Consider the following 11,217-nt stretch of genomic DNA (forward strand, 5'->3'; position numbering starts at 1 on the left):
AGTCGAGGTGCTTGTCTGAGTTGCTCGTCCGGGTTGCTTGTCTGAGTCGGAATCCTCGCGAGCGTAGCGTGACTGGGGAGTCGCAGTGAGCGAAGGGCGGGGGATCCACCATGCGCAGATACGTTCCGCTGGGCGCCCCTCAGGGTCACGTCCGTCGCCGTACGTGACTGTCGCGAGGCACCAACTGCGGGAACTGCCAGGGATATCGGCGTGTCGCCCGGACGGGGGAACACGCTGGGTCAGCATCGCCTCCGATCCGGGTGGACGGGGATCATCGCCTCGCGTGTCAACTTCCAGCCGTCGCTGTGTCGTTCGACGTAGCCAAGTGACCGGAGTTCGTACAGTCTCCCGACCGCGTCGTCCTGCGTCGTCCCGGCGCCCCTGGCGATCTCCTCGGCCGACGCGGTCCTCCGGGCGGGCAGCGCGGCCAGCACTCGGCGGGCGTCCGGGTCCAGGAGGTCGCGCGGCAGCACCGGCCCGCGCCGGTCCGGCGCCAGGTCACCCATGTCGCCGACCAGCTCGGCGATCTCGGCGGCATCGGTGACGAGCACCGCGTCCCCGCGCAGCAGTTCGTGCACACCGGCCGAGAGCCCGCTGGTGGCGGGGCCTGGCACCCCTATCGTGTAGCGCCCCAGCCGCTGTGCGGCTCTCGCGGTCACCAGCGCCCCGCTGCGGTAGGCGGCCTCGACGACCACCGTGCCGCGGGTCAGCGCCGCGATGACCCTGTTGCGGAGAATGAATCTGCTCGGCGTCGGGTGCTCACCGGGTGGCAACTCGCCTACGACCAGGCCCTGTTCCGCGATCCTGGTGATCAACTGGGTGTGCCCGCGTGGGTAGGGCTGATCGACCCCGCAGGCAAGCACGGCGACGGTGGCTCCGCCGGCCGCGAGCGCACCACGGTGTGTCGCGCCGTCGACTCCGTACGCACCCCCGGACACCACGACCCAGCCCCGCTCCGCGAGCCCCGTGCCGAGGGTGGCCGCCATATGGGCGCCGTACTCGGTGCAGGCCCGGGCGCCCACGACCGCGACGGACCGCAGTGCCCACATCCGCAGGTTGGGCCGCCCTCGCACCCACAGTCCGATGGGCCGCGCGTCCCCCAGGTCATCGAGCTGCGCCGACCACTCGGGGTCCCCGGGACACACAAACCGCATCCCGACGTCCCGCGCCGCCGCCAGGTCCCGCTCCGGATCCGCCTGCTGGGCCCTGGCCCGCAGGCCCGCCCACCGTTTGTCCGTCACCCCTGGCAGTTGTTCCCCTTGCCCGAAGAGGCGCCGCACCACCTCGCCGGCCCCGAGCTGCCGGAGCCAGCGCCCGCAGACCTCGTCCCCGGGTTCGATGACGCGCGCGAGGAAAACACGGTGGAGCCTCTCATCACCCCCGCTCACGCGCTCGCCGTCCCCGCTCTCCAACTCGCCGTCCCCGCTCACGCGCTCGTCACCCCCGCTCACGGCATCGCTCCGATCACCATCGGCGCTCCCTGAGGCACCCCGGTGCGCAGTTGCAGGGCTCGGGCGACGTCCGTGGCATCGGGCCGGTCGTGGCCGACGAGGTCCGCGATGGTCCAGGCGACGCGGAGCACGCGATCGAGACCGCGGGCGGTGAGGAGGCCGCGCTCCAGGCTCCGTTCGGCCTCGTCCATGGCGCCGATCGACGCGTACCACCGGCTGCGCAGTTCGCGCCCCGGGACCTCGCTGTTCGTCCGCCACGGTGTGCCGGTCAGCCGGGCGGCCGCGCGCTCCCTGGCCGCTCGTACCCGGTCGGCGACCGTCGAGGTGGAGTCGCCCCGTGTACCGGCCTCCACCAGCGCGGAGCGTGTGACGCGGCCCACCTCGACCCTGAGGTCCACCCGGTCGAGCAGCGGACCGGAGAGCCGGGCCTGGTAGCGGCGGATCATCGGAGTAGAGCACTCGCACGAGTTACCCGTCTGCGAGAAGCGGCCACAGGGGCAGGGATTGGCCGCGAGCACCATCAGGAACCTCGCCGGAAAGCGCACGACACCTGCGGTGCGCGCGATCACGACGTGTCCCGCCTCCAAGGGCTGGCGCAGCGCGTCCAGCGCCCGGCTGCTGAACTCCGGAGTCTCGTCCAGAAAAAGCACCCCTCGGTGAGACAGCGACACCGCGCCGGGCCGGGCGACTCCCTGGCCGCCGCCGACCAGCGACTGCATCGTCGCCGAGTGGTGGGGCGCGCAGTAGGGCGGGACATCGATCAGCGGCTTTCCCGGAGGGAGCAGGCCCGCGACGGAATGGACCGCCGTGACTTCCAGCGACTCCTGCCTGCCGAGCGGCGGCAGGATGGCCGGCAGCCGCTCGGCGAGCATCGTCTTGCCGGCGCCCGGCGGACCCTCCAAGAACAGATGGTGACCGCCGGCCGCAGCGATCTCCACCGCCGTCCGCGCCGAGAGCTGGCCGACCACATCGGCGAGGTCATGGCCGTGGTCGTGCTGCGCGGCGCCCATGCTGTGCATGCCGGTGGCGGCGCCCGTACCCGGCATGCGCAGGCCCGCGAGGAGCGGATCCGGGCGTCCCTGTTCGTCCGGTTCCTCGTCGGGCACCGGCTCGTCCGTGAGGACGGCGATCAGCTGGCGCAGGCTACGGACACCGAGCACCGAGACGCCGGGCACCAGCGAGGCCTCGGCGGCAGCGCACTCGGGCACCACCACCTGTTCGTACCCGGCGTCCGCCGCGGCCAGCACCGCGGGCAGCACGCCCCGTACCGGCCGCACCCGGCCGTCCAGGCCCAGCTCCCCGATCATCACGATGTCGGGGAGCACCCGTGGATCGATCCGCTCGGAGGCTCCCAGTACGGCGCAAGCGACAGCAAGATCAAAACCACTGCCGCATTTCGGTACCGAAGCCGGGCTGAGCCCCACCGTGAGCTTCTTCTGGGGCCACTCGCCGCCGGAGTTGACCACGGCCGCCCTGACTCGGTCCCTGCTCTCGGACAGGCTCTTGTCGGGCAGCCCCACCAGCGTGAACGCCGCGATCCCCGGCTCCAGGTCCGCCTGAACCTCGACGACGACGCCCTCTACGCCGACCAGTGCCACCGAGCACGTACGGGCGAATCCCATCAGGCCACCCCCCGCACATGCTCGACGACGGGCGCACCACGGTCGGGGAGAAGGACGCCGACGACATCGATCCGTACGCCGCCGGGTGGCGCCCCTCCATGCTCCTGCACCCAGCGCTCGGCCAGGCCCCGCAGTCGCTCCACCTTGACGGGCGTAATGGCGGCCATCGGGTGCTCGAAGGCACCAGCCCGGCGGGTCTTGACCTCGCAGACGACCACCGCGTCGCCGTCCCGGGCCACGATGTCGATCTCACCGGTCCTGCCACAGCGCCAGTTACGCTCCAGGACCGTCATTCCGGCCTCGCCCAGCCGCCGCGCGGCCAGGTCTTCGCCGTACTTGCCGAGCGCGCCCCGTGCGTTGCGTGCGTTCATGTCGGCACCACCTCCGGCGCCAACGATGAGGGCAGCTCAGCAAGCTATTGGATCTTGGTGGACAACCCTGGATCTGTGGACAACGTCGCCACCCTTGCGGGTGATCACCGGCCGTCGGCGGCTCCAGGTCAGCCGCCCGGCAACTCCAGGTCGCTCTTGTTCAGCTCCTCAATGTTCACGTCCTTGAACGTGAGTACCCGCACCTGCTTCACGAAACGAGCAGGCCGGTACATGTCCCACACCCAGGCATCCGCCATGGACACCTCGAAAAACACCTCACCTTGAACCGAGTGGACCTGCATCTCATAGTCGTTGGTGAGGTAGAAGCGCCGTTCGGTCTCGATCACATATTTGAACAGACCGACGACATCGCGGTACTCCCGGTAGAGCTTCAGCTCCATCTCGGTCTCGTACTTCTCGAGGTCCTCGGCGCTCATGGCATGTTCCCCTTCAGCCGTGCGTCCCCCTATTGTGCGCCAGCCCCGCGAGCCCCTAGACGATTTCGGTGTCCAGGATCTCGGGGCCGGCCGGGGGCCCTTCGTCGAGCAGCCTGCGCAGCAGCTCGGCGAGTCTGGTCGGATACACCGTCTCATGTGCCTGGAGAAGCTCCTGGCACGTCCACCAGCGTGCTCCGGCGACACTGCGCCGTTCCAGCTCGGTCAGGCCCAGCGCCTTGGTCGCCGTCTGTGTTGTACGGGCCAGGTAATACCACTCGTCCTGGTCCCAGCGGCGCCCCGCGAACGGAAACGAGCACGTCCGCCGCCACAGCACCGGTCCGAGCTCGACCTCGGTGATGCCGGTCTCCTCCGCGAGTTCCCGCAAAGCAGCTTCCTTGCGCGTCTCCTCGCCTTCCACGCCGCCGCCCGGAGTGAACCACCAGTTGTCCGACGGATCCTCGGGCTCGTGGCCGTACAGCAGCAGGATGCGGTCCTGCGGATCGAGTAGCACCACCCGAGCGACTTTCCGCAGCTCACCGAGCCCTTCCGGCACCTCAGCCGGCAAGGACCTGCTCCTTGGCCGCCGTACCGCTCCGCCGCCGCGCCGCCCGCTTGGCGAGCGGCCCGTACGCGGCCCCGCCCAGGACGAGCACCGCGCCCGCCACGATCGCGGCGAGTACCAGCCTCAGGGGCCCTGGCTGGGAAATGCCGCCGAGCGTCTCGAAGCCGGTGGCACGGTCCAGCACTCCGTTCATGGGCCACACCACCGCGTCGACCCGTGCGTCCACCGAGCCGCGCGGCACCGAACCGTTGCCGGCCTCCGTGAGATGGGCGGTCGAGTCGAGGGAGCCGACACGCTCGTCACCGAGCAGGAAGAGTCGGCCTTCGGGAACCGTGACGGTCGGGATCTTGCTCGTCTCGGCCTCGGAGCCCTTGGCCAGATACGGTTCTTCGATCTTCTTGCCGTTGACGGTCAGCTTGCCGTCCGTGCAGCAGGCGACCGTGTCGCCGCCGACCGCGACAACCCGCTTGACCATGGGAACGTTGCCCCAGCTGGCCTGCTTGAAGACAACGACGTCGCCACGCTGGACCTCACCGCCGTCGATCCGCTCGGCGAGGATCCTGTCGCCGGCCGCGATGGTGGGCGACATGGAGGCCGTCGGCACGGTGTACGGCTGGTAGACGACCGCGCCCCAGGCGAATCCTCCGAGGAAGAGCACACAGCCGAGGGCCACGGCCAGCCCCGACAGCATGCTGCCGAGCCGTCCGTGGCCCTCGTCCGTACGACGTGTCCGGCTCATCCCAGTGCTCCCCCAACTCGGAGAATCGACCCCGGGGCGCTCGTTGTGGCCCCGGAAGATCGGCGATCTGGGATGGCACCCTACCTGGCGGTACCCCGCCCAGAAACCCTGGCGTTTCCGACGGTAATCCGGCGCCTGCGCCACAACACCAGGGGCACCGCGCCCGCAAGCCCGAGCGCGCCCGGAGCCGCGGCACTGAGTCCCTGGTCGAAGGTCTCCGGCACCGGCAGCGTGGACCAGCGGGTGGGCGGCCAGGCGACCACGATGGCGCGGCCCACGACGCTGTCCACAGGGACGAAGCCGTCGTTCTCGTCCTGTTGGTGGTAGCGGGAGTCCAGCGAGTTCTGCCGGTGGTCACCCATGACCCAGATTTTGCCCGGGGGTACCGTCTTCTTGAACTGGCCGCCCGAGTCGTCGACGCTGCACGGCGTGTTCCCGGGGTAGACGTAAGGCTCGTCCAGCCCCTTGCCGTTGATCTTCAGCGGCCCTGTGCCTTTGCACTCGACGGTATCTCCGGCGACCGCGACGACCCGCTTGATGAGGTCCTTCTCGTCGGCGGACGGCATCAGGCCGATCCAGCTGAGGGCCGTCTGGACCGCGTTCGGATTCGGGGCCGGTTCGCCCGCCAGCCAGCCGTCGGGGTCGTGGAAGACGACGACCTCGCCACGCTCGGGCTCGGAGCCGAACCACGGGGTGAGCTTGTCGACCAGGACGCGGTCACCCTGCTGAAGGGTGTTCTGCATCGAGTCCGAGGGGATCGAGAACGCCTGCACCAGGAAGGTCTTGATCAGCAGCGCGAGGACCAGCGCGATACCGATCAGGAGCGGGAGCTCCTTCCAGAAGGACCGCTGCTTCTTCGGCTTCGGGGCTTCCCCGCCGCCCTGCTCGTCCCCGTCATCGCCGTCTCCGGCTCCAGAACCGGAGTCGCCCCCGGAGGGCACGACGTCTTCAGTGGCCGGGGGAGCCGTCTTCTCGGGGCGCTCCGGTTTCTCCTCCGGACCCTCGTGTCCGGACCGTGCTCCGACCGCCAAATCCCCCACATCCACTCCTCACTCCGTGCCATCGGCCGCGCCAGATGCGGCGCAGGCCCACCACTCCCATAACGAGCGGGAGTTCCGCAGGGCTCGGGAGCGGGATCAATCCGTATCGATCCGCATCGGCCAGCCTATGCGACGCGCCGAGGGCGGTGGTCGACCCGCCGGGCGCGTCGGGCACGGACACATAGGTGTCCTGTTCTTCCAGGCCTCGCCAGTGGCCGATGGGCCAGGCGATGACCATGGCGCGGCCGACAACCTCCTCCTCGGAAACGGTGCCGTTGTAAGCCTCGGTGCGGTGGAAACGGGAGTCGGCGGAGTTGTCCCGGTGGTCACCCATGACCCACAGACGGCCCGCGGGCACCTTCACCTCGAACGGGATCGAGGAGGGTTTGTTGCCGGGATGGATGTAAGCCTCATTGAGAGGCATGCCATTGACAGTGACGCGGCCCTGGGCGTCGCAGCACTTGACGGTGTCGCCACCGACCGCGACGACCCGCTTGATCAGGTCCCGTTCGTTCTCGGAGGGCAGCAGGCCGATGAAGGTCAGCACCTGCTTGACCTGCTTGACGACGATGGGATCTTCGTTCTTCGCAATCGGCTGCTCGTCCTCGAGCCATCCCCCGGGGTCCTTGAAGACGACGACGTCGCCGCGTGTGGGCTTGGAGCCGAACCACGGGGTGAGCTTGTCGACCAGGACGCGGTCGCCGATCCGGATCGTCTGCTCCATGGAGCCCGACGGGATCACGAAGGCCTGGACGAGGAACGTCTTCAGGACGAGGGCGATCAGCAGGGCGACGCCTATGAGGAGTGGTATCTCCTTGATCGCCGAACGCTGCCTGCGCCGTTTGACCTTGCGGGCGAGCTTGCGCCGCTCGGCCCGGCCGGGGCCTACGCGGCCACTGGTGGGCCGGTATCCGGTGGGCAGTCGGGTGTCGACGCGGTGACTTCCGCGCGGTCGTCCTCGGTTACCCATGCGCACCGACCGTCGTGTTCAGCTCGTTCGCCTCCGGGTCGGGCACGCGCGCGTAGACGTCGGCGGGGTCCAGGCGGGTCCAGTGGTCCGTGGGCCAGGCGATCCAGTCGGCTCTGCCGATCACGTCACCCACAGGAACCATGCCGCCGCCCGGTGAGCCCAGATGGTCGCGGGAGTCACTGGAGTCGCCGCGGTGGTCGCCGAGGACGAACAGGGTGCCGTCGGGCACAACGACGTCGAAGGGCACCTCGGACGGCTTGTTCCCCGGGTACAGAAACGTCGACTCGTCGACCGACCGGCCGTTCACCTCGATCCTCCCCTGCCTGTCGCAGCAGACCACACGGTCTCCCCCCACACCGACGACTCGTTTGATGTAGTCGGCGCTGCCGAAATGGCCGGTGCCGTCGAACACGACGACATCGCCGCGGTTCGGCTCGGCACCAAAACGGTACGCCAACTTATTTACGAGAACGCGGTCCCCGATCCTCAATCCTGGCTCCATCGAACCACTGGGAATTTGGAACGGCTGCATCACAAACCGACTCAAAAGCAGCAGAAAAACCAAGGAGAAGAGCAGAGTGAGGCTGATGCGACCACCGGGAAGCCAGTCGGCGGCCCAGGACACCAACGAGAAACGCGACCGTCCTTCCGTCCCCTCTGTGGCCGAGATCTCCTCGGTTTCGGAAGGGCGGGAGGAGCGGTCGCGCTCCGTCGACTGTGCTTCGGCGTCCATCGGGCCAGATGCTATCCGGGCCCGATGTGAACCCCGGCGCGAGCTCAGCTCTCGCGCTTCTCCTTGATCTTCGCGGCCTTGCCGCGCAGGTCGCGCAGGTAGTACAGCTTGGCGCGACGGACGTCACCGCGGGTGACGAGCTCGATCTTCTCGACGATCGGGGTGTGCACCGGGAAGGTGCGCTCGACGCCGACGGAGAACGAGACCTTGCGGACCGTGAAGGTCTCACGGACACCGGCGCCCTGGCGACGGATGACTACGCCCTTGAACTGCTGCACACGGGAGCGGTTGCCCTCGATGACGCGGACGTGGACGTTGACCGTGTCGCCCGGGCGGAAGGCCGGGACGTCGCTGCGCAGCGACGCGGCGTCGACGGAGTCGAGCAGGTGAGACATGATCGTCTGCTTTCTTCGCTGATGCCACAGGTCATCAACGGGAACTAGGTTTCCAGAGGTGGGCTGCCGTGTCGGGGCGGGCGTCGTGTCCCCCTGTGGCAGGGGCGCACACTGGACGACGTACAGCAGCGGTCTATTCTTCCACGCCCTCTGGCCTGCGCCAAAATCGGCCGTAGGGCTTCCCCTCCGGGTCCGGTGCCCAGCCCAGGATGGAAAGCATTTCGCGGTCCTTCTTGTCGAAGACCGAGGGGTCGCAGCGCTCGATGAGGTCCGGCCGGTTGGCTGTCGTACGCCGCAGGGCCTCGTCCCGGCGCCAGCGGGCGATCTTCCCGTGGTGGCCGCTGAGCAGGACGTCCGGGATGCCTCGGTCACGCCACTGGGGCGGCTTCGTGTAAACGGGCCCCTCCAGGAGGCTCGCCATGGCGCCCGGTGCGAAGGAGTCGTCCCTGTGTGACTCGGCATTGCCCAGGACGCCGGGCAGCAGCCGCGCCACGGCCTCCGTGATCACGAGTACGGCCGCCTCACCGCCGGCCAGGACGTAGTCGCCGATGGACACCTCGTGGACGGGCATCCGGGTCGCGTACTCGTCGATGACGCGGCGGTCGATGCCCTCGTAACGAGCGGGCGCGAACAGCAGCCAGGGCCGCCCCGAGAGCTCGACGGCGAGTTCCTGGGTGAAGGGCCGCCCGCTGGGTGTGGGGACGACCAGGGCGGGCTCGTGAGAGCCGGTCTCGTAGCCGTCCGCGAGCACGGAGTCCAGGGCGTCGCCCCAGGGCTCCGTCTTCATCACCATGCCGGGGCCGCCGCCGTAGGGAGTGTCGTCGACGGTGCTGTGCCGGTCGTACGTCCACTGCCGCAGGTCATGTACGTGCACATTCAGCTGTCCACGCGCGCGTGCCTTGCCGACGAGGGAGACGTTCAGGGGCTCCAGGTACTCGGGGAAGATCGTGACGACGTCGAGCCGCATTACGCCTCTTCTCCGGAGGGCGCATTTTCGGCATCCCTGGAGGCGACGCTGTGTCCATCAGCGACTTCGTCGCGGGCAGCCCGGTCGTCGATCAGCCCTGGCGGCGGATCGATGACCGCCCGCTGCTCCTCCAGGTCGATCTCCACGACGATCTCCGCGACGAACGGGATCAGCGCCTCGCTGCCGTCGGGCCGCTCCACCACGAAGAGGTCCTGCGAGGGCAGATGTGAGATCTCCGTGATCCGTCCGACCTCGGCGCCGTCCTTCGTGACGACGTCCAGGTCCATCAGCTGGTGGTCGTAGTACTCGTCCGGCTCCTCGGGCGTCGCATCCGGATCGACCTCGGCGATCAGCAGGGTGTTGCGCAGCGCCTCGGCGGCGGTCCGGTCGCGTACGCCCTCGAAGCGCAGCAGCAGACGGCCGCTGTGGACGCGGCCCGTCTCGATGGTCAGCGGGCCGACCGAGGCGGGGTCCGTGGCCAGCACGGCGCCGGGCGCGAGCCGCAGCTCCGGCTCGTCGGTGCGTACCTCGACGGTGACCTCGCCCTTGATGCCGTGGGCGCGGCCGACGCGAGCGACTACCAGCTGCACAGTGTTTGATCTCCTGTCGTGTGCCTACGGCATTGACTTCGTAGACGACTACGGGCCGGGGACGGCCCAGTGGCCCTCCCCGGCCCGAGCCGGTGTTGCGTATACGTCAGCGAACCTGATCCACGTCGACGAGATCGACGCGGACTCCACGTCCGCCGATGGCGCCCACGACGGTGCGCAGGGCGCGCGCGGTGCGGCCGTTGCGACCGATCACCTTGCCGAGGTCGTCAGGGTGCACCCGGACCTCGAGGACACGCCCGCGACGCAGGTCGCGCGAGGCGACCTGCACATCGTCGGGGTTGTCGACGATGCCCTTCACGAGGTGCTCGAGAGCCTCCTCGAGCATGCTCAGGCCTCGGTCGACTCAGAGGAAGAAGACTCGGCCTTGGCCTCGTCCTTCTTCTCAGCCTTCTTCTTCGGGGTGATGGCCTCACCCTTGCCCTCGTCGTCGCCGCCAAGGGCCTCGAACGACGGACGGGCGGCCTTCTCGGCCGGCTGCAGCAGCGGCGGCGGGGCGGGCTCGCCCTTGTACTTCTGCCAGTCGCCGGTCTTCTTCAGGATGGCGAGCACCGGCTCGGTCGGCTGGGCGCCGACGGACAGCCAGTACTGCGCGCGCTCCGAGTCCACCTCGATGCGCGAGGGGTTCTGTACCGGGTGGTACAGGCCGATCTCCTCGATGGCCCGGCCGTCACGGCGGGTACGGGAGTCGGCGACGACGATGCGGTAGTGAGGCGCACGGATCTTGCCCAGACGCTTCAGCTTGATCTTGACTGCCACGGAAGTGGTGTCTCCTGGTCTTGACGTGGTTGGGCACGGCGAGATTGCCGCGTGGGGTTGCGGTACCCGAGTGCCCGATGGACGCGTCAGCCGGAGGAGAGAGGGGTCCTGTGCGGCTGTCGAGTACAGCCAGCCATTCTGCCATACGTGGACGGGCATGCCGAACCGGGACCGTGGCCGTCACCAGGACGGCCACGGGGGTCACCGTCCCCGCCGGGGCGCCGCTCAGCCCGCTGCGGCGCCGACCACCTCGGGGATGCGGAACGGCTTCCCGCAGCCGCCGCAGACGATGGGTGCCTGGGCGAGGACCGACGGGACGACGCGGACGTTACGCCCGCAGTCGCAGACCGCCTTGACCCGGACACCGCCTCCGGAGGAGCCGTGCCTTGCGGCCGGGCCCCGGAAGCTGCGGGCCGTGTCGGTGGTGGTCGCGGCGGTGTGCGCCTTGAGGGCGCGCGTCAGCCGCTCGATCGTCGGGCGGTAGCGCCGTTTCGCCTCGGGGCTGAGCGTGACCAGCGAGAAGCCACTGCTGGGATGCGGCTCCTCGGGGTGGTCGAGGCCCA

14 protein-coding genes and 1 pseudogene are annotated in these 11,217 nt (G+C 69.2%); all 15 read right to left on the reverse strand.

What is annotated here, in order from left to right; all coding sequences use genetic code 11:
• Positions 1-239: 239 nt before the first annotated feature.
• Positions 240-1,388 (reverse strand): DNA-processing protein DprA, encoded by a 1,149-nt coding sequence (dprA, locus tag IEZ21_RS03595; RefSeq protein WP_189320903.1) that lies wholly within the window; start codon positions 1,386-1,388, stop codon positions 240-242.
• Between the two features lie 59 nt (positions 1,389-1,447).
• On the reverse strand, positions 1,448-3,073 hold the full coding sequence (locus IEZ21_RS03600; protein WP_189320440.1) for a YifB family Mg chelatase-like AAA ATPase: 1,626 nt from the start codon (positions 3,071-3,073) through the stop codon (positions 1,448-1,450).
• Entirely contained in the window at positions 3,073-3,444 is a 372-nt protein-coding gene (locus IEZ21_RS03605) for a YraN family protein (protein WP_189320441.1), read from the reverse strand. Before IEZ21_RS03605 ends, IEZ21_RS03600 begins: the two co-directional genes overlap by 1 nt.
• A 128-nt stretch (positions 3,445-3,572) precedes the next feature.
• Positions 3,573-3,881 (reverse strand): DUF2469 domain-containing protein, encoded by a 309-nt coding sequence (locus IEZ21_RS03610; protein WP_003965949.1) that lies wholly within the window; start codon positions 3,879-3,881, stop codon positions 3,573-3,575.
• A gap of 55 nt (positions 3,882-3,936) precedes the next feature.
• Positions 3,937-4,446, reverse strand: a complete 510-nt coding sequence (locus IEZ21_RS03615; protein WP_246567254.1) for an NUDIX hydrolase — start codon at positions 4,444-4,446, stop codon at positions 3,937-3,939.
• Entirely contained in the window at positions 4,436-5,182 is a 747-nt protein-coding gene (gene lepB / locus IEZ21_RS03620; protein ID WP_189320442.1) for a signal peptidase I, read from the reverse strand. The genes IEZ21_RS03615 and lepB (IEZ21_RS03620) overlap by 11 nt, the downstream gene beginning before the upstream one ends.
• A gap of 80 nt (positions 5,183-5,262) precedes the next feature.
• The gene (gene lepB / locus IEZ21_RS03625) at positions 5,263-6,222 is read right to left on the reverse strand and encodes a signal peptidase I (protein WP_189320443.1); all 960 of its coding nucleotides are present in this window, start codon (positions 6,220-6,222) and stop codon (positions 5,263-5,265) included.
• Positions 6,131-7,192 carry a signal peptidase I gene (lepB, locus tag IEZ21_RS03630; protein WP_033321118.1) on the reverse strand — a complete coding sequence of 354 codons (1,062 nt, stop codon included), beginning with the start codon at positions 7,190-7,192 and terminating at the stop codon, positions 6,131-6,133. Before lepB (IEZ21_RS03630) ends, lepB (IEZ21_RS03625) begins: the two co-directional genes overlap by 92 nt.
• Entirely contained in the window at positions 7,185-7,925 is a 741-nt protein-coding gene (gene lepB, locus IEZ21_RS03635) for a signal peptidase I (RefSeq protein WP_189320444.1), read from the reverse strand. Before lepB (IEZ21_RS03635) ends, lepB (IEZ21_RS03630) begins: the two co-directional genes overlap by 8 nt.
• A gap of 44 nt (positions 7,926-7,969) precedes the next feature.
• Entirely contained in the window at positions 7,970-8,320 is a 351-nt protein-coding gene (gene rplS / locus IEZ21_RS03640; protein ID WP_019760519.1) for a 50S ribosomal protein L19, read from the reverse strand.
• A 133-nt stretch (positions 8,321-8,453) separates the two neighbouring features.
• Positions 8,454-9,287, reverse strand: coding sequence for a tRNA (guanosine(37)-N1)-methyltransferase TrmD (gene trmD / locus IEZ21_RS03645; protein ID WP_033321116.1), 834 nt, complete (start codon positions 9,285-9,287; stop codon positions 8,454-8,456).
• Positions 9,287-9,877, reverse strand: a complete 591-nt coding sequence (rimM, locus tag IEZ21_RS03650; protein ID WP_189320445.1) for a ribosome maturation factor RimM — start codon at positions 9,875-9,877, stop codon at positions 9,287-9,289. Before rimM ends, trmD begins: the two co-directional genes overlap by 1 nt.
• A 106-nt stretch (positions 9,878-9,983) precedes the next feature.
• Entirely contained in the window at positions 9,984-10,223 is a 240-nt protein-coding gene (locus IEZ21_RS03655; RefSeq protein WP_033321114.1) for an RNA-binding protein, read from the reverse strand.
• 2 nt (positions 10,224-10,225) lie between these two features.
• On the reverse strand, positions 10,226-10,654 hold the full coding sequence (rpsP, locus tag IEZ21_RS03660) for a 30S ribosomal protein S16 (protein WP_033321113.1): 429 nt from the start codon (positions 10,652-10,654) through the stop codon (positions 10,226-10,228).
• A 225-nt stretch (positions 10,655-10,879) separates the two neighbouring features.
• A pseudogene (locus IEZ21_RS47335) lies at positions 10,880-11,217 on the reverse strand (hypothetical protein); the annotation flags it as partial.

Origin of the sequence: Streptomyces flaveus, from assembly GCF_014647675.1 — a bacterium.
GTDB classification, from domain to species: domain Bacteria; phylum Actinomycetota; class Actinomycetes; order Streptomycetales; family Streptomycetaceae; genus Streptomyces; species Streptomyces flaveus.

Bases quoted from the DNA above. Each gene is read 5' to 3' on its own strand.
- IEZ21_RS03600 (WP_189320440.1), bottom strand. From the start codon at position 3,073: ATGGGATTCGCCCGTACGTGCTCGGTGGCACTGGTCGGCGTAGAGGGC.
- lepB (WP_189320442.1), bottom strand. From the start codon at position 5,182: ATGAGCCGGACACGTCGTACGGACGAGGGCCACGGACGGCTCGGCAGC.
- lepB (WP_033321118.1), bottom strand. From the start codon at position 7,192: ATGGGTAACCGAGGACGACCGCGCGGAAGTCACCGCGTCGACACCCGA.
- IEZ21_RS03655 (WP_033321114.1), bottom strand. From the start codon at position 10,223: ATGCTCGAGGAGGCTCTCGAGCACCTCGTGAAGGGCATCGTCGACAAC.
- lepB (WP_189320444.1), bottom strand. From the start codon at position 7,925: ATGGACGCCGAAGCACAGTCGACGGAGCGCGACCGCTCCTCCCGCCCT.
- trmD (WP_033321116.1), bottom strand. From the start codon at position 9,287: ATGCGGCTCGACGTCGTCACGATCTTCCCCGAGTACCTGGAGCCCCTG.
- rplS (WP_019760519.1), bottom strand. From the start codon at position 8,320: ATGTCTCACCTGCTCGACTCCGTCGACGCCGCGTCGCTGCGCAGCGAC.
- IEZ21_RS03605 (WP_189320441.1), bottom strand. From the start codon at position 3,444: ATGAACGCACGCAACGCACGGGGCGCGCTCGGCAAGTACGGCGAAGAC.
- IEZ21_RS03610 (WP_003965949.1), bottom strand. From the start codon at position 3,881: ATGAGCGCCGAGGACCTCGAGAAGTACGAGACCGAGATGGAGCTGAAG.